Source organism: Agrobacterium tumefaciens (assembly GCF_017726655.1).
In the GTDB taxonomy this organism is placed as follows: Bacteria; Pseudomonadota; Alphaproteobacteria; order Rhizobiales; family Rhizobiaceae; genus Agrobacterium; species Agrobacterium tumefaciens_B.
The window spans coordinates 886,506-902,786 of record NZ_CP072308.1 but is presented as its reverse complement, the minus strand read 5'-3'; the positions used below and the strand labels follow the sequence as shown (position 1 = coordinate 902,786).

16 protein-coding genes and 1 pseudogene are annotated in these 16,281 nt (G+C 57.7%); 8 read left to right on the top strand and 9 right to left on the bottom strand.

Annotation, left to right across the window (positions count from 1 at the left end; genetic code table 11):
* The first annotated feature begins 79 nt into the window (after window positions 1–79).
* A complete protein-coding gene (locus AT6N2_RS04550) occupies window positions 80–1,048 on the top strand; it encodes a LysR family transcriptional regulator (RefSeq protein ID WP_209088829.1) in 969 nt (322 codons plus the stop codon).
* Between the two features lie 134 nt (window positions 1,049–1,182).
* On the opposite strand, the gene AT6N2_RS04545 is transcribed toward AT6N2_RS04550, so the two are convergent.
* The 3 genes from AT6N2_RS04545 to AT6N2_RS04535 form a co-directional block, all read right to left on the bottom strand.
* Entirely contained in the window at window positions 1,183–3,171 is a 1,989-nt protein-coding gene (locus AT6N2_RS04545; protein WP_209088826.1) for a bifunctional 2',3'-cyclic-nucleotide 2'-phosphodiesterase/3'-nucleotidase, read from the bottom strand.
* A gap of 215 nt (window positions 3,172–3,386) precedes the next feature.
* The gene (locus AT6N2_RS04540; RefSeq protein WP_063951267.1) at window positions 3,387–3,722 is read right to left on the bottom strand and encodes a PilZ domain-containing protein; all 336 of its coding nucleotides are present in this window, start codon (window positions 3,720–3,722) and stop codon (window positions 3,387–3,389) included.
* A 99-nt stretch (window positions 3,723–3,821) separates the two neighbouring features.
* A complete protein-coding gene (locus AT6N2_RS04535; RefSeq protein ID WP_209088823.1) occupies window positions 3,822–4,289 on the bottom strand; it encodes a DUF1203 domain-containing protein in 468 nt (155 codons plus the stop codon).
* A gap of 163 nt (window positions 4,290–4,452) precedes the next feature.
* Between AT6N2_RS04535 and AT6N2_RS04530 the strand changes: the two genes are divergently transcribed.
* Window positions 4,453–5,331, top strand: coding sequence for a DUF4344 domain-containing metallopeptidase (locus tag AT6N2_RS04530; RefSeq protein ID WP_209088820.1), 879 nt, complete (start codon window positions 4,453–4,455; stop codon window positions 5,329–5,331).
* A gap of 51 nt (window positions 5,332–5,382) precedes the next feature.
* Window positions 5,383–6,027: a dihydrofolate reductase family protein gene (locus AT6N2_RS04525; protein WP_209088817.1), complete on the top strand. Its 645-nt coding sequence runs from the start codon at window positions 5,383–5,385 to the stop codon at window positions 6,025–6,027.
* A gap of 61 nt (window positions 6,028–6,088) precedes the next feature.
* Here the strand turns inward: AT6N2_RS04525 and sseA are convergent, their stop codons facing one another.
* The 4 genes from sseA to AT6N2_RS04505 form a co-directional block, all read right to left on the bottom strand.
* Window positions 6,089–7,510, bottom strand: a complete 1,422-nt coding sequence (gene sseA, locus AT6N2_RS04520; RefSeq protein ID WP_209088814.1) for a 3-mercaptopyruvate sulfurtransferase — start codon at window positions 7,508–7,510, stop codon at window positions 6,089–6,091.
* A 16-nt stretch (window positions 7,511–7,526) separates the two neighbouring features.
* Window positions 7,527–8,264, bottom strand: a complete 738-nt coding sequence (locus AT6N2_RS04515; RefSeq protein ID WP_209088811.1) for an alanyl-tRNA editing protein — start codon at window positions 8,262–8,264, stop codon at window positions 7,527–7,529.
* A 12-nt stretch (window positions 8,265–8,276) separates the two neighbouring features.
* Window positions 8,277–9,314 (bottom strand): cysteine synthase A, encoded by a 1,038-nt coding sequence (locus AT6N2_RS04510; RefSeq protein ID WP_209088808.1) that lies wholly within the window; start codon window positions 9,312–9,314, stop codon window positions 8,277–8,279.
* 122 nt (window positions 9,315–9,436) lie between these two features.
* A complete protein-coding gene (locus AT6N2_RS04505) occupies window positions 9,437–10,876 on the bottom strand; it encodes a cryptochrome/photolyase family protein (RefSeq protein ID WP_209088805.1) in 1,440 nt (479 codons plus the stop codon).
* 188 nt (window positions 10,877–11,064) lie between these two features.
* Here AT6N2_RS04505 and AT6N2_RS04500 point away from each other — a divergent pair, with 188 nt between their 5' ends.
* The 3 genes from AT6N2_RS04500 (at window position 11,065) to AT6N2_RS04490 (ending at window position 12,579) form a co-directional block, all read left to right on the top strand.
* Window positions 11,065–11,334, top strand: coding sequence for a DUF982 domain-containing protein (locus AT6N2_RS04500; protein WP_209089613.1), 270 nt, complete (start codon window positions 11,065–11,067; stop codon window positions 11,332–11,334).
* A 130-nt stretch (window positions 11,335–11,464) separates the two neighbouring features.
* Window positions 11,465–12,022 (top strand): methylated-DNA--[protein]-cysteine S-methyltransferase, encoded by a 558-nt coding sequence (locus tag AT6N2_RS04495; protein WP_209088802.1) that lies wholly within the window; start codon window positions 11,465–11,467, stop codon window positions 12,020–12,022.
* A gap of 113 nt (window positions 12,023–12,135) precedes the next feature.
* Window positions 12,136–12,579: a TIGR02594 family protein gene (locus tag AT6N2_RS04490; RefSeq protein ID WP_077225126.1), complete on the top strand. Its 444-nt coding sequence runs from the start codon at window positions 12,136–12,138 to the stop codon at window positions 12,577–12,579.
* A gap of 59 nt (window positions 12,580–12,638) precedes the next feature.
* Here the strand turns inward: AT6N2_RS04490 and AT6N2_RS04485 are convergent, their stop codons facing one another.
* Complete coding sequence (locus AT6N2_RS04485) at window positions 12,639–12,878, bottom strand: hypothetical protein (protein WP_209088799.1); 240 nt, start codon at window positions 12,876–12,878, stop codon at window positions 12,639–12,641.
* Between the two features lie 168 nt (window positions 12,879–13,046).
* On the opposite strand from AT6N2_RS04485, the gene AT6N2_RS04480 reads away from it, so the two are divergent.
* A complete protein-coding gene (locus tag AT6N2_RS04480) occupies window positions 13,047–13,436 on the top strand; it encodes a DUF2934 domain-containing protein (RefSeq protein ID WP_209088796.1) in 390 nt (129 codons plus the stop codon).
* Between the two features lie 160 nt (window positions 13,437–13,596).
* Window positions 13,597–14,723: pseudogene (locus tag AT6N2_RS04475) on the top strand (IS3 family transposase).
* Window positions 14,724–14,978: 255 nt separating this feature from the next.
* On the opposite strand, the gene AT6N2_RS04470 reads toward AT6N2_RS04475, so the two are convergent.
* Window positions 14,979–15,860, bottom strand: a complete 882-nt coding sequence (locus AT6N2_RS04470; RefSeq protein WP_209088793.1) for an FkbM family methyltransferase — start codon at window positions 15,858–15,860, stop codon at window positions 14,979–14,981.
* Window positions 15,861–16,281 lie beyond the last annotated feature (421 nt).

The following is a 16,281-nucleotide window of genomic DNA, read 5'->3' as shown; positions in this document are numbered from 1 at the left end:
TGGGCCTTATATGAAAAATTACTGCCATCAAGAAAACTGTGATAATGTGGAAGCAATCTATCGATGAAATGGATGGGACATGGACGCGAACCCGACACTCGATCAATTGCAGGTATTTTTAACGGTTGCCGAGACCGGTAGTTTTTCTGCGGCTTCGCGGGCGCTTAATCGTGCCCAGTCGGTGGTCAGCTATACGATCGCCAATCTCGAGGCACAGCTGGAGGTCACCCTGTTCGAGCGCAACGGTGTGCGCCAGCCCAAGCTGACCGACGAAGGCCGCGCCATGCTGGAGGACGCAAGGCGCATCGTTGCCGGCCTGCAGGAAATGCGCGCCCGCGCCAAGGGGCTGAAACAGGGGCTGGAAGCGGAACTTTCCGTTGCCATCAGCACCATGGTGCCGGCGGAGGCCGTCGTTGCGGTGCTGCGCGATTTTCGCCAACAATTCCCAACTGTGACGCTCAGCCTCAACGTCGGCGAACTGGGCATGGTCATGGAGATGGTCTTATCCCGCAAGGCCGGTATCGGCATCGGTGGGGCGGTTTTGCGCCAGGATGATGAACTCGTGATGGAGAAGGTCGGCCACTCCTTCATGCTGCCGGTGGTTGCGGCCGATCACCCGCTGGCGCAGATCGAACGCCCGCTGGTGCTTGCCGACGTACGCGAGGAAGTTCAGCTCGTGGTCACCGATGCTTCAGGTCTGACCAAGGGGCGGGATTTCAATGTGCTGTCCTACAAGACATGGCGCGTCAGCGATATCGCCACCAAGTACCAGCTCATCAAGGGTGGCCTCGGCTGGGGCGGCCTGCCGGCCTCGCTCGTCCGCAATGACCTCACCAATGGAAGTCTGAAGGCGCTTGAACTTGAGGCCTATGAGCAGGGCGAATATCCACTCTTCACGTTGCGGCGGGTCGATTCGCCTGCCGGGCCCGCTGGCCAGTGGCTTTCCGAAGCGTTCCAGCAGCGCCTGTCGGCGTGCCCGAATCACAAGGATTTCAACGGGATGCTGGCGGCGAGCAAGCAGAGGACCCTGGCTGTCGCTGCGGAGTGATACTGGCTGTAACCACCACCGTTATATCTGGATCGAGAAGAAACAAGCGGCATGTCAGTTCTTTGCCCCAGCGTCCAATTCATGTCTGAAGAAACACTCTCCCGGCAATGTATCGCCGGGAGAGCCGTGTTTCTCTACAGAACCAGCCGGAACTTCGCGAAACCTTCCGCACCGTCGCCTGCATCCTCGATTTTTGCGCCTTTGATCTCCGCCGCATAGTGGCGGCCCTTGGGGCCAGTCTCGAAGATCGCTGTAGTATCGGCGACTGGGGCGAAGGACCAGTTGGCATCCGCAGACGGGTTGATGGTGCCCTGATCGATAATATACCGCACGATCACGTCGCGGTTGGTATCGGGTGCCACGAAGATGACCTTGTCGGCGGCGATGTCGGGGAACTTGCCGCCGCCACCGGCGCGGTAATTGTTGGTGGCTACCACGAATTTCTGTTCGGGATCGATCGGCTTGCCATTGAACTGCAAGTTCACGATGCGGTTGCTGTCGGGATTGACGGCCTTGCCGTCCTTGTCGAATTTCGCCGGTTTGGAAATGTCGATCTGGTAGGTAACACCGTCGATGACATCGAAATTGTAGGACGGGAAGTCGGCATTGAGGAGCGGCGCATCCTTGGCGCCGGCCTCCACCGTGTTGAACATGCCGGCAGACATTTCCAGCCAGTTCTTCACCTGCGCACCGTTGATCAGCACCGCCTGCACCGTGTTCGGATAGAGATAGAGATCGGCGACGTTCTTGATGGCGATGTCACCGGCGGGGACATCGGTGTAGTAATCCGCGCCGCCGCGACCGCCGGACTTGAACGGGGCTGCTGCGGAAAGCACGGGCAGATCCTTATATTGCCCTTCCTTCAGCATGTCCTTGATGTACCAGGTCTGGGCGTTGGAAACGATCTGCACGGACGGATCATCGGCCACCAGCGCGAAATAGGAATAGAGCGGTGCAGAGGTTTTACCGACGGGGCGACGCACATAGGCGAGCGCCGCTTCGTGATCGGCCTTGGCGGCGGCGAGAACCTCCGGCTTGTCGGTATAGTCAGCAACGATCTTGCGGCTGTCGTCGCGATGGTAGATCGGGCGTGCCTCAGAGGTGAAGTCGATGATCTTCCAGCTCTTGCCGTCCTTTTCGAGCAGCAGGTCGATGAGACCCATATGTGATCCCCAGAAGCCGGCCATGACGGCCGGCTTGCCCATCAGCGTGCCCTTCACGGCATCCGCGCCCTCAATGCCGTCCCAGGTCTTCGGACCGGGGAAAACGAGATGCTGGTGGCCGGTGAAGATGGCGTCGATGCCTTCGACGCCCGCGAGGTAAAGCGAGGCGTTTTCCATGCGCTCGGCCTGGCCTTTGCCATCGATGCCGGAATGGGAGAGGGCGATGATGATGTCGGCCCCTTCCTCCTTCATCACGGGCACCCAGGCTTTCGCCGCCTCGACGATGTCACGCGTCTGCGCCTTGCCCTCGAGGTTCTTGGAATCCCACATCATGATCTGCGGCGGCACGAAACCGATGATGCCGACCTTGACCGGGCTGGTCACGCCGCCGCCATCGCGGATCTGTTTTTCCAGAATGACGTAGGGCTTGAAGAACAGCTCGTCATTCTTGGGGTCGGACGCCAGCTGGCCCTTGGTGAGGTTGGCGCAGACGTAAGGGAAACCAGCACCCGCCAGCGTGTTCGACATGTAGTCGAGGCCATAGTTGAATTCGTGGTTGCCGAGCGTACCGCAATCATAGCCCAGTACGTTCATGGCGTTGATGACAGGGTGCTTGTCGCCAGCCTTCATGCCCCGCTCATAGGCGATATAGTCGCCGAGCGGGTTGCCCTGCAGGAAGTCGCCATTATCGACCAGCATCGAATTGCCGGCCTCGGCGCGGATCTTGTCGATGATCGAGGCGGTACGGGAAAGCCCCATCGTGTCGTTCGGCTTGTCGGCGTAATAATCATAGGGAAAGACGTGAACGTGGATATCAGTCGTTTCCATGATGCGCAGATGCGCCTGATTGGACGCTGCGCGCGCCGCAAAGGGGTGCAACATCACCAATGCCGAAGAGGCTGCAATGCCGCCGAGAAGCGAGCGCCGGGTAATGGGGTGGAGAGCGAGAAGCGACGACATGGGAACTCCTTGGGATGAAGCTTGCGCTGTCATGGAAAACGACAGGGTAGAAGCAATCGCCGAGGAGTCCATCACCAAAATGACAGGCTCGTGACAGACGGGGCTTTTTTCAACCGTTTGATAAATTTTTTATGGCCGACATGCGGCCTTGACGTCTCCGGGCCATGGAATGCGCGTTATCGTTGCCGCGCATTCCTCTGCGGACGCAGGGCAGATCAGCGCGCCAGCGTCGGTTTCACTTCTTCATGGAAGAAGCGGAAGTAGGAGGAAAGCTGCGCCAGCGTGTTGGTGGAAAGCTTGAGCTGAAGGCCAAGGCGGTTCATGTGCTGCCACTGGACGACCCCCTCGATGAAGCCGAGGTCGTCGCTCTGCACCTTGACCCGGCTTCCCTTTGCCGCGGCGAAAGGTCCGTCCAGTTCAAGCGCCATGCCGGTGGCGGAAAGATCAACCACACGGCCTCTTGTCGACTGGCTGAAGTAATGGACGGTGGCAAAAATTCTCGTCTTGCTGCGCGGTGCGCTGCGTGTCGCCATGTTGAGGTTGTTTGCCATGTTGACGCTCAAAATTTATTGTTTCTGATGGAGGCATCCTAGACTTGAAAAGTTTGAAACCGGTTTAGCCGTTAGGTTAAAACTTATCCAATGCTCGGTTTATGCTGTATCAATACGGCACTGATAGCAGTTGTTGCGGGCAGAACGCACATGCACATAGGCGATGTCTTCGCGCTCCAGAAGCTGTCCGGCGCGTGACCCGATTTCTTCGGTGGGGGTCACCGCGCCGGTGCCGTAGACGATGCGGTCGTCTGCCGAATATCCACGGACAATATAGTCAGGGCTGTCCAGCATCGTTGGCAATTCGTCACTTTCAGGATAACGCTCGCAGGCTCTTTCATGCAGAAATACAGGTCCCGTCTCGGCATAGGGCTGAGGTGAAGGGAAGGGGCGATAGGCGAGGAGCAGCATGGGCTCGCCCTCATCAATTTGGCCAAGGCAATGGCGGCAGGGAATGCCGCCGGGCGAAATGACCTTCTCCGGCGTGTGGCCATAGGCGTCCGCCGCCCCGGCCCGGAAGGCCTCTGCTTCTTTAGCCGGCATTGCAGTAAAGACGATAGTTGTCATGGCGGGGTCTCCTGAGGGGTGATCGGCGTTGCTTCTTTGCAGCTATGGTCCCGAAATGGAGCACTATCCACCCGATTCTTGACAGGTGATGCAACCAGCCCATTGCGTGACTCGTTAGCTTGGGGAATCAGTGGCGCTCCTCGTTCCCGGAAGGTCTGATTTTATGTTCCGTCGTTTTATGGCCGCTGTTCCGCTGGCTCTCATGTCATTGACGGTTCCGACGCAGGCCCAGATGGCGTCCGGGCTCGACGGCCTGTCGGATGATCAGCTACAGCAGGCAGTCAACTTCGTCATCGGCAACGCGATTTTCTCGCTTTACCATGAGGGATCGCGCATGCTGATCTCGGATTTCGGCACGGCGGAGACGGCAAGCGCCCAGGCGCCAGCCGATCAGCTGGCCGGCACGCTGATCCTTCAGGCCAATGAGGAATGGCTCGACACGGCGCTCGTCAACGCCACAGACAGCTGGTATCTCGCGCGTGAGGCGGAAACGCTGCCGGAGCACGAAGCTCCGGTGTTTTCCGCGCTGGTGCCGGACCGAAGCCGCGACCGTAACATGGCCTGCCTGATGGTCGGCCGCGACAAGGACGGGTACGGCGATCTGGCCACGATGATGGGGCTTCCCAATACCGAATTCGACAAATGTGTTGCTGCCTATCCGGGTGTAGCCTCGGCCTGGGAGAAATTCCTCGCGCCTCACCGCAGCCAGACACCATCGAAATTTTCCGTCAGCTACGTGCCGCCGCGCGACCCTGACCTCGAGCCTTATGCCATCATGGTCAAGGAATCGAAGGTTCTCGATCTCATCAGCCGCAGTTTCAGTGGTTATGGCCTGAAGGGCGATGTGAAGCTGACGGCGAAGTCCTGCGGCCGCCCCGATGTTTATTGGTCGGCGGAAAAGCGCGAAATCACCTATTGTTACGAGCTTGGCAAATTCCAGGCGGAGCTGATCGCCGATCATCTCATGAACACCGTCACGCAGGACAAGGGCGCCGCCGGTGGCCAAATCCCGACGGCGGTCAATCTGGAACGGGAAATCTGAGGCCGATCAGCGGGTGCTGGTGATCTGCCTCTTGAACGGGGGGAGAGTGCCATGCCGAAAGTTGTCGTCCGCAATTTCGCCGTCTCACTTGATGGCTATGGCGCAGGACCGGACCAGAGCCTGGAGAATCCGCTGGGTGCGAAAGGCGAAGAGCTGCACCAATGGGCCTTCAAGACCCGTACCTTTCATCGCATGTTCGGCAAGGAGGGTGGATCGACCGGCATCGACGAGGATTTTACCCAGAGGAGTTTCGCCAATATCGGAGCCTGGATTTTAGGCCGCAACATGTTCGGCCCTGTGCGTGGTGCCTGGCCGGATGAAAAGTGGAAAGGCTGGTGGGGCGAGGTACCGCCTTATCATGTTCCGGTCTTCGTATTGACGCATCAAGCGCGTCCGTCCTTCGAGATGAAGGGCGGTACGGTCTTTCATTTCGTGACGGAGGGCATCCGGGCAGTGCTCGACAAAGCGCTCACGGCTGCGAATGGGAAGGATGTCCGCATTGGCGGCGGTGTTTCCACCATCCGCCAGTACATGGCCGCAGGCCTCATCGATGAATTGCACCTGGCGCTGGCGCCGGTGTTCCTTGGTCGCGGCGAGTCACTGTTCGAAGGCATGGACTGGGCGTCGCTCGGTTACCGCTGTACCGGTACCGTGGCGGGTGAGGGCGCCACCCATCTGATTGTCGAAAAAGTGTAAGCTTAACGTCGCTCCCCATCCTTGACTGACGACGATGGGGAAGCGTGACGTTGAAACAAGCTCAATGACGCAGAGAGATTTCCAAAAGCTCGGTATCGGCAAGCGGCTCCACCCATGCCTCATAGGTGCCGACTGGGGAAAAACCCATCATCTGGTAAAGCTGCAGCGCGCGCGGGTGGTCGAGCGTGTTGGTCGTGACCGTCACCCGCTGCGGATTGTCCTGCCAGGCGGCATAAAGCGCCTGTAACAGGAACCACTTGCCCACACCTGCGCCGATAGCCTCCTCGAGCAACCCGAAATAGGACAGCTCTGTCACCTCGTCGCTCGCCTTGTTCAATTCGAAGAAACCGGCCGGTGCGCCGTTCATGTAGAGAACCGTGACGCTGTTTTTCGGGTCGCGCAGGACCGCCGAGAGTTCCGCGTCGCTCATCCGCATGCGCTTTTGCCAGTGCCAACGCTTGCCCACCCGCCAATAGAGGTAGCGATAGAAGTGCAGGGGAATGTTGTTGACCCGCATCAGCGCTGTCTGGATATTGACCGGGATCGGCAGGCTGACCTTTGGCGGCGCCGTCATTTCCAGCTGAGTCACATGTGCCTTGAGCGGTCCGTGCGACAGGGTCGGGATGGCATCGGCCGGACCGGTAACAACCGGCGTATCCTGTAATCCGCCCCATTCCGACCACGAACCGTCATAAAGCGAATTGTCCTGATGGCCGAGCGATTCCAGTGCGAGCGTTATGACGGCGGCGGTCACGCCCGAGCCGCAGCTGGTCACGACAGGTTTCGTCAGGTCGATCCCGGCATCGGCCACCATCTTGCGAATGGTGGTCAGGTCCTTGAAATGGCCGTTTTCGGAAAAGGCGGTCGCTGGCAGGTTGCGTGCGCCGGGCATATGGCCGGAACGCATGCCGGCGCGCGGCTCCGCCTCGTCGCCGGTAAAGCGTCCGGCACCGCGCGCATCGGCAATCTGCTTTTCGCCGCTATCGACGATGCCGCGCATGGCGCCGAGCGAGGTAACGCGCTTCTCATCGAAGTCCGGCGTAAAGGTTGCGGGCGTGATCTCCGGCGTCCCCGTTTCAAGCGGTCGGCCCTCACGCTTCCAGCCATCAAGACCGCCGTCCAGCACATAGACCTTGGCAACCCCCATCACCCGCAACATCCACCAGACGCGCGGCGCGGAGAAGAAACCGGGGCCGTCATAAACGACGATCGTATCCGTGTCGCTCAAGCCCAGTGCGCCGACCTGTTCTGCGAAGAATGTGGGTGCGGGCAGGGAATGCGGCAGACCGGTCGTATGATCGGCAATCTTGTCCTGATCGAAAAAAACCGCGCCCGGCAGATGGCCGGCCGCGTATTCTTCCGCGCCGTTGCGCTTATGCGCCGGCAAATACCACGAGGCATCCACGACACGAAAGCCTGATGTGCCAAGCTGTTTTTCCACCCAGTCCGCCGAAACGACGAAACGGCTCTTATCCGTGCTCACGATGTCTCTCCCGATCTCAGGCAGCAGCTTCAGGGGTGCCGAAACGAATGCGGAACCGCCTGTTCTCCTTGCCCTTTTTCTCTATCTTGGCAATGTGGATATCGCCCACTTCCTGCGTTTCGGAAACATGGGTGCCGCCGCAGGGCTGGCTGTCGATCCTTGAATTTTCGCCGATGCAGACGAGGCTGACCCGGCCGAGGCCCATTGGCGGGCGTACATTCTTGGATTTGACGATGCCGGGATTGGCAGCAAGCTCCTCATCGGTGATCCATTGCAGGAAGACGGGATGGTTGGCTTTCACCAGCTCCATCAGCTTTGCAGTCACCTCGTCTTTGTCGATGGTTTCCGACATGTCGAAATCGACACGCGATTCGTCCTCGCCGACTGCTGCTCCCGTGATCGGCCACTGGCAGACGACGGACAGCAGATGGCAGGCCGTGTGCATGCGCATCAGCTTGTAGCGGCGCGGCCAGTCCACATGCAGGGTCAGCTTCTCGCCGATCTGCGGGCAGGGCTGGCCTTCCAGTGGTACATGGATGATGACGCTTTTGTCTCCACCATGCCGGGTTATCCCAAGTTCGATGCGCGAGCCATCGGCCCGCTCCAGAAAGCCGCTATCGCCGGGCTGGCCGCCGGATGTCGCATAAAAGCAGGTCTTGTCGAGCTCGATGCCGCCATCCTCATGCACCGCCGTGACGATCGCTTCTGCGGTAGCAAGATAAAAATCGTCACGGAACAGGGCATTCACAGGCATTTCGGCATGTCCTCAGGCGGTTTCATAGGGAACCGGTATATCGCTTTTCGTTGCCAGCCACTGCGGAACGGGAAGGCCCTTGGAACGCAGGAATTCCGGGTTGAACAGCTTCGACTGGTAGCGATTACCGTAGTCGCACAGTATCGTCACAATGGTATGCCCCGGACCGAGATCGCGGGCAAGTCGGATTGCGCCGGCAATGTTGATGCCCGACGAACCGCCAAGGCACAGGCCTTCCTTGGTGACGAGATCAAAGAGAATGGGAAGCGCTTCCGCATCGGGAATGCGATAGGAAAAGTCGGGCGTAAAACCTTCCAGATTAGCGGTGATGCGGCCTTGGCCGATGCCTTCGGTGATGGAGGAGCCCTCGGACTTCAGCACGCCATGCTGATAGAATTCATAAAGTGCTGCCCCTTCAGGATCGGCAAGGCCGATCTTGATGTCGGGATTGAAGTCGCGCAGGCCATCCGCCACGCCCGCCAGCGTTCCGCCCGAGCCGACAGCGCAGATGAAGCCATCCACCTTGCCATCCGTCTGGTCCCAGATCTCGGGCGCCGTCGTCTCGATATGAGCCTGACGGTTGGCGATGTTGTCGAACTGGTTGGCCCAGATCGCGCCGTTCTCGTCGGCTGACGCGAGCTGCTTGGCGAGCCGGCCGGACACCTTCACGTAATTGTTCGGATTGGAGTAGGGAGCAGCCGGAACTTCGACCAGCTTGGCGCCGAGAAGTTTCAGCGCATCCTTCTTTTCCTGGCTCTGCGTCTCGGGGATGACGATGACCGTCTTGTAGCCCAGCGCATTGGCGACGAGCGACAGGCCGATGCCGGTATTGCCCGCCGTTCCCTCGACGATGGTGCCGCCCGGCCGCAGGTGCCCGCGCCTTTCGGCATCTCTTATAATGTAGAGTGCGGCCCGATCCTTGACGGACTGGCCCGGATTCAGGAACTCCGCCTTGCCGAGGATTTCACACCCCGTCGCGTCAGAGGCAGCCTTCAGGCGGATAAGGGGCGTGTTGCCGATAGCACTGAGCGCAGAGGGGTGAATGGTCATGGTTGAGCCTTCTTGTCTGAGCGGAAATTAGGTGCCGTTATGTCCCGTTACAACCGCTTCAAGGCAAGAAATTATCTTCCCGGCTTCGCCTTAGCCACGCAAAATTTTCCCGATACCCAGTTTTATGCGTCCTTCTTGATGCGGGAATAGGCGGCGAGGGCTCTTTCCCGGCCCTCCGAGTGGTCGACAATCGGCAGCGGATAGGTCTTGCCAAGTTCAACGCCTGCTTTCTTAAGCACCTCTTTTGGCGCCTCGAACGGCTTATGGATATATTTCGACTCGAGCTTTTCGAGCTCTGGCACGAAGCGGCGGACATACTCTCCGTCGCCATCGAATTTTTCGCCTTGGAGGATGGGATTGAAGACACGGAAGAACGGTGATGCGTCCGCGCCCGAGCCGGCCACCCATTGCCAGTTCGCGGCGTTGGAGGCGGGGTCGGCATCAACCAGCGTATCGCGAAACCACTTTTCGCCTTTCCGCCAGTCGATCAACAGATGCTTGATGAGAAAGGACGCCACGATCATCCGTACGCGATTGTGCATCACGCCGTGCTTCCACAGTTGCCGCATGCCGGCATCCACGATCGGGTAGCCGGTCATGCCGCGCGTCCAGGCTTTAAAGGACGTTTCATCATCGCGCCAGGCGAAAGCGTCGAAACTGTCATTCCAGTTCTTTTCGTCGAGCTCTGGGAAATGGAACAGCAGATGATAGCAAAATTCCCGCCAGACGATTTCCTTGCGGAAACGGCTGATATCGTTCGACGCGATGTGGCGGGAAAGCCCTTTCGTGGCATGCCAGACCGTGGCAGGGGAAATTTCCCCAAGCGCCAGATGCGGTGAGAGCAGCGACGTGGCATCCTTTGCCGGGAAGTCCCTGCCTTCTTCATAACCCTTCAACGCGCCATCGACGAAATCATCGAGTTTTTTCCGCGCCGCCTTCTCCCCAGGTGTCCAGACGTCGCCGAAATGTTTTGCCCAGTCTGGTTTGGTCGGCAGAAGCTTCCAGTCGGAAAGCGTCTCCGATTTTGGCCATGTCTTGGGCGCTTTCAGGCTCTTCGGCGCATCCGCCGGCGCGTGCGGCTCATCCCCGCCCTCGATCGCGCGCCAGAAGGGTGTGTAGACGCGGTAAGGCCCGCCGGACTTTGTCTTCAGCCGGGAAGGCTCATGCAGAAGGTGGCCGGAAAAACTACGGACTGTCAGCCCTTCTTCCCGCAGCTTCTGCTTGAGCGCCTTATCCTCGGCGATCCCATCCGGATCATATCGTCTGTTCCAGAAGACGGCATCAGCGCCGGTCGTTGATATCAATTCGCGAAGCACCGTCTCCGCTTTGCCGCTGGCGAGAAGGAGGTGGCTGCCCTTTTTCTCGAGTGCGCCGCTCAGTTCCGTCAGCGAATGATGCAGCCACCATTCCTGCGCACCGCCGAGTGCTCCACCTGTTTTTTCGTGGATATACAGTGGGATGACGGGCCCGCCGTGCTCTAATGCGGCAAGGACGGCAAGATTGTCGGAAAGGCGCAGATCCTTGCGGAACCAGATGATAGCGGCGGCGGTTTTGCTTGACATAGGAGGTCCCGGTTCACTTCCGCTTGAACGAGTGTTGAACCGCTTTGTTCCGCAAATCCGTTACAATGGGAAGATGGGGAACACGGTTTATGGGTGGTTATTTTTTTGACCTTGAAACCGCTTGTGAAGGGAACCAACTGGAGGAGCCGGCGTTTGTCGCGGGTTAATTGAGCATGGAAGTACAATCAATGTTGCTGAACGACGTTAAGTGGGAAAAGCCTGTCACGATCTCTCTTGAAAATGGCGCCCCCCGCATTTTCAATGGCGTTTACGAAGCCTTCGATTTTCTTCAGCACGAATGGCCTCAACGCGGTGACAAGACACATGAACAAGCGCTTCGCCTGTGCCGTGCCTCACTGATGGGCGACGTGGCAGGAGAAATCGCGCGCACCGCTTTTATCGCCGCCAGCAGACAGGCGCGATGCCTCGTCGAAGAGCAGGCGAAAATCGCCTCCTGAGCCGATTTTTAGGATGATAGCGACAGGCCACCCGCTAAATCGGGTGGCCTTTTTGTTGAGCACAGGAAACGGGTTGTTTCACATCCGCAATATGGCATCTTGCGGTCGATAAAGTGCGTAGGCAACGATCATGACCATTCATTGCGGATATATTGTTTTCCCAACTGCGCTTGGCCACTGCGGACTTGCGTGGACGGAACGTGGTATCGCGCGGCTGCAATTGCCCGGATCAAATGCTGATGAAACGGAAAAACGCCTGCAGGCACGTCTGACGTCTGCCTCAATTGCCGTCCCGGAACCGCATACGCGCGACGTGATCGGAATGATTACGCGTTATTTCACCGGCGATGAGGTCGATTTCAGACCGATCGAACTTGATCTGTCCGGACAGGAGCGGTTCTTCCTCGATGTTTACGAGGTCGCGCGGCAGATTGGCTGGGGCGATACGACGACCTATGGCGGCATCGCGAAGACGCTTGGGTGCGGCATGGAAAGAGCGCGCGACGTCGGTCAGGCCATGGCGAAAAATCCGGTGCCGCTGATCATCCCCTGTCATCGGGTTCTCGCCGCCGGCGGCAGGCTTGGTGGCTTTTCCGCACCGGGAGGAACCGCTAGCAAATTGCGGATGCTCGATCTCGAAAAAGGCGGCCGTAGCCGCAGGGATCAGGCGCAGGGGAACCTGTTTTGAAGCATTGACAGATCAGCACCGATGAATAGGTGTCTGATTCCTGCCCATTTCTCGTCAAATTGTCGCTAAATTGTCACAATACACGAGCGCCCACCAACATAAGGGCGAGACGTTTGAGAGTATCCGCGTTAATTCTATCCGTTGCCTTGTCTTTTACAGTCGTGGCATCGGCCTCTGCTGGCATGCTGAACCAGGCAGAAAAATACACCGGACTGCATGAGTCCAAGAACAATAAGAGCCTCAAGAATATTCTGGGCGCAAATCCGCGCAGCACCCCATGGTGCGGACTTTTCCTTCATGCTGTCGCCAGCAAGGCCGGGCGGCAGTCTCCCAAGTCCTACGGATTCGCCAAATCATGGACATCCTTCGGTTATGCCGTTCCGGTCAATCAGGCGAAGCCTGGTGATGTCGTGGTCATCCGCAATGGCCGTGGCTACCACGCTGGAATTCTCAAGAGCATGAGCGGCAAGACCGCCCAGATCCTCGGCGGTAATCAGTCCGGCCGCGTGCAGGTATCGAACTTCAATCGCAAGGCGATCGTCTCAGTCCGCCGATAGGCGGGTGGGAAACTTCGTTGGATAAGGGCGGGCTTTGACCCGCCTTTTCCATTTCTGGCTTAGGGCTGTTCACGCGTGCCGGGAGCTGCCTCGCGCTGGTCATCGTCTTCCAGATCGGTCGCAACGATAAACGCGTCCTCGTGCTGACGTGCTGCCTGTCGGCGCGCCCGCAAATTCATGCTCTCATCCGGATCGATCTCCGTCTCCTTGTTTTTCAGCTCGCTGTCGGTCTCGAAGCGGGCGACATCTTCATCGCTGATGTCCAGTGGCTCGGTTGCAGGCTTTTGCGGGTTGGTCATGGAGAATCTCCTGTTGGTTTCTGGCTGACAAACGATCCGCGGGGAGGGACGGTTCCCTTTTGCTCGCAAATGCTCGGTCACGACAGGTTGACGCGGAACCAACTCTGCCCTTTCTTGTTTTTGAAGTGGCACAATCAAATCCGGTGCAACGCAACGAGGAGGTCCGTTATGAGCCATGACCGCGAAGCCGCAATCCGTGAAAGAGCACGGGCAATCTGGGAGAGGGAAGGGCGACCCGACGGACACCATGAAAGACACTGGAGCGAAGCCGAACGTGAAGTATCAGCCGCGGAGACCGGGAAGACGAAAAGCGCTGTGAAAAAGTCGGCGGCGCCAACGGAAAAAGCCGCAGCAAAAAAGGCGCCGGCAAAAAAATCTGCAGCCGCAAAAACCAAGTCCCCGGCGGTTAAGTCACTCGAGAACGAGCAGAAATCTGCGGCCAAGGGCAAAAACGAAGATGATCTGACCGAGAGCCTCGAAGAGACGTTTCCCGCGAGTGACCCGCCCGCGCTTACCAATGCGACCAACGCAACGAAACGGGCATCGAAGAAGAAGTGATCGTTTGACGGCCAGCTTATGCTGGCCGCGACGCCCCTGAAGTCAGATTGCGCGAAGTGCAATTGCACTTCGCCTTTCCCACGGTGTTTTGCGAGGATTTGTGAATAGCCCCGAGATTTGTAGACACCTTCTTTCCTAATTTTGAGGCAAGAAGAGCATCATGAGCAAATCGAATTTCAGCGAAGAGTTTAAGCGCGACGCCGTGCGTCAGATCACGGAGCGAGGCTATCCGGTTGCGGAGGTTTCACAGCGTCTCGGCGTGAGCCAGCATTCGCTCTACGAATGGAAGAAGAAGTTTGCTGCGTCGAACGCCAAAGGCAACGACGAGGCCGAGGAGATCAGGCGGCTGAAGAAGGAACTGGCTCGCGTCACCGAGGAGCGAGACATCCTAAAAAAAGCGGCCGCGTATTTCGCCAGGGATGCAAAGTGAAGTACGCGTTCATTGCCTTGCATCGCTTGCAGTTTTCAGTGCGGACGATGTGCCGTCTCCTGCGGGTTCATCCGAGTGGATTTTACACTTAGCTGAAGAACCCGCTGAGCATGCGAGCCAGCGAGGACAAGCGCCAGACCGAGCTGCTCCTGAAGGCATGGGAAGAGAGCGGCAAGGTCTACGGTTATCGCAAGCTGCACGACGACCTTCTCGATCAGGGAGAGATGTGCTGCCCAAACCGGGTCGCGCGTCTGACGCGTCTCGCCGGGATCAAGGCGCAGATTGGCTACAAGCGCCGTCCCGGCATTTTTGGTGGCAAACCGTCTGTCGTCGTCAATAATACGCTCGACCGGCAATTCGATGTGACGGCTCCAGACACTGCCTGGGTGACGGACATCACCTACATTCGAACCTGCGAGGGCTTCGCCTATCTCGCCGTTGTCATCGACCTCTATTCGCGTCGTGTGATCGGTTGGGCACTGCAGAGCCGCCAAACCACCGATGTCGTTCTCAAGGCTCTGCTTATGGCCGTGTGGCGACGCAAGCCGAAGGAAAAGGTGCTGATCCACTCGGATCAGGGCTCGCAGTTTACCAGCATGGACTGGGCCTCGTTCCTCAAGCATCACAATCTGGTTCACTCGATGAGCCGTCGTGGCAACTGCCATGACAATGCGGTGGCCGAGAGCTTCTTCAATCTTCTGAAGCGAGAACGGATACGTCGCAGGGTCTACCGTTCACGCGATGAAGCACGCCAGGACGTGTTCGACTACATCGAAATGTTCTACAACCCGAAACGCAAACACGTCAGGAACGGGATGCTGTCGCCCGTCGAGTTCGAGAAACAGCAGAAAATCTAACCCGAGGGTGTCTACGAAACTCGGGGCTATTCATTGTCCGCCAGCGCGAATAACATCTGGGCTACGCGACCACGTCGCAGCGGCCTGCTTCGGTCTCCTTCTTCATCCCCGTCTCATCGATTCCTCACGCTCACATAGGCGTGGCATAAAATCGATGCGAAAAATCCCACGAAGACCAGTGCCCAATACCCGACGATCCGACTGGAAACGTTGTGCCAACCTGCGAGCAAGGCCCTACAGGCAATCTTAGAAGGATTAATTTGAGAAGACGTACGTGGGTGACGTGACGTAATACAGATCGTCGTTGTGCGGCTCAGACCAGTCAGCAAAATACAGAGAGTAATCGGACTTCAAGATGAAGCACCTTTCGCATTTCGCGAAATATTTATCGGCTTCCGCCTTTGTTTCATCGAAGAACCGATCGAATAGCTCCATTGACATGGCGCGGGGCGGATGAGCCGTCAATGTCCTCGAAGCTCCTCGGAGAAATGCAGCTTCGGCTCCCTCAACATCAACCTTCATGAAATCGAACCGGACGCCCGGGCAGGCATCGTCCAATCTTTTCAAGGGAACATCTTGCGATATCGGCGTCTCCCCAAAAATGGGCGCGAAAAGTTCGACGGTTCTTGGCTCGATCGTGCTTCCCTGATTATGCGTTTGGGACACCCAGATTGGAATAGATCCATCTCCATCACCGAGCGCGCAGCCATAACCAGTAAACCGAGGGTCCTTTATGGCTTCTATTCTTGCGTACAGGGACGGAACAGCCTCAAAAGCGTGCACATGCGAAGCCCCCGCATCTAGTAATTCTGCGATGGTTATTCCGATATTACAACCCGCATCAAGGGCAACATCCCCCGGCCTGACAAACTTTTGAAAGATGAATCGATCAATGTCGGCTTGCGGATGGGGCGAACTCAGAAAATGGCGAGCGAAGTAGTTTCGCTCATGCCTGTTCCTCAAGTCCAATGGCACTTTTAAGCCAGCAATTTCGATTGAGGCTCCCCGGGCATCGTGGCTAACCAGCTCAGCCAAGCCGAACTGTTTTGAGACTGGAGCAGGTTGGGCCACCGAGGGCTCGGGCTGTGGTTGGCTAGTCGCCGCATTTTCGATTTTCTTACGCCAGAAACTCAACATGGATTTCCAATCTTTCTAATATTCGTATGACCGATATCTGAATATTCTGACTATCTCAACCGGCGTACGCCGCTGGCCAAGCGATGGGCGCGATCTCGGCAAGAAATTCGTCGATGGTCGGTTTAGCGCTGCGCCTGCTGCACCTTGGCCAATTCGCCGTAGGCGTAAAGGGAGAGTTTATCGCGTTATGCGACAAAGGCTGGCGCTTCCGCCGCTAAGTCCGGCTTTATCGATGCTGTGTGACAGGCAAGCGTTGTTGTGAAACATCTTGTCACTTCATGCGTTTACCCGCCTGGAGACGAAATGTAGCCAAAAAGTATCGCAACTCGCAAAAATGGAACTAGGTGAGAGCGACGCTGAAAACAATCGCAAGCCGTACAGATTTATTTTTCTTGATGTTTTAGCAGCACGTTACTTTTCT

Coding starts and splice junctions, on each gene's coding strand:
- AT6N2_RS04480 (WP_209088796.1), top strand. CDS start 13,047: ATGAGCCATGACCGCGAAGCCGCAATCCGTGAAAGAGCACGGGCAATC.
- AT6N2_RS04535 (WP_209088823.1), bottom strand. CDS start 4,289: ATGACAACTATCGTCTTTACTGCAATGCCGGCTAAAGAAGCAGAGGCC.
- AT6N2_RS04500 (WP_209089613.1), top strand. CDS start 11,065: ATGTTGCTGAACGACGTTAAGTGGGAAAAGCCTGTCACGATCTCTCTT.
- AT6N2_RS04550 (WP_209088829.1), top strand. CDS start 80: ATGGACGCGAACCCGACACTCGATCAATTGCAGGTATTTTTAACGGTT.
- AT6N2_RS04540 (WP_063951267.1), bottom strand. CDS start 3,722: ATGGCAAACAACCTCAACATGGCGACACGCAGCGCACCGCGCAGCAAG.
- AT6N2_RS04530 (WP_209088820.1), top strand. CDS start 4,453: ATGTTCCGTCGTTTTATGGCCGCTGTTCCGCTGGCTCTCATGTCATTG.
- AT6N2_RS04505 (WP_209088805.1), bottom strand. CDS start 10,876: ATGTCAAGCAAAACCGCCGCCGCTATCATCTGGTTCCGCAAGGATCTG.
- AT6N2_RS04485 (WP_209088799.1), bottom strand. CDS start 12,878: ATGACCAACCCGCAAAAGCCTGCAACCGAGCCACTGGACATCAGCGAT.
- AT6N2_RS04510 (WP_209088808.1), bottom strand. CDS start 9,314: ATGACCATTCACCCCTCTGCGCTCAGTGCTATCGGCAACACGCCCCTT.
- AT6N2_RS04495 (WP_209088802.1), top strand. CDS start 11,465: ATGACCATTCATTGCGGATATATTGTTTTCCCAACTGCGCTTGGCCAC.
- AT6N2_RS04525 (WP_209088817.1), top strand. CDS start 5,383: ATGCCGAAAGTTGTCGTCCGCAATTTCGCCGTCTCACTTGATGGCTAT.
- AT6N2_RS04545 (WP_209088826.1), bottom strand. CDS start 3,171: ATGTCGTCGCTTCTCGCTCTCCACCCCATTACCCGGCGCTCGCTTCTC.
- AT6N2_RS04515 (WP_209088811.1), bottom strand. CDS start 8,264: ATGCCTGTGAATGCCCTGTTCCGTGACGATTTTTATCTTGCTACCGCA.
- AT6N2_RS04470 (WP_209088793.1), bottom strand. CDS start 15,860: ATGTTGAGTTTCTGGCGTAAGAAAATCGAAAATGCGGCGACTAGCCAA.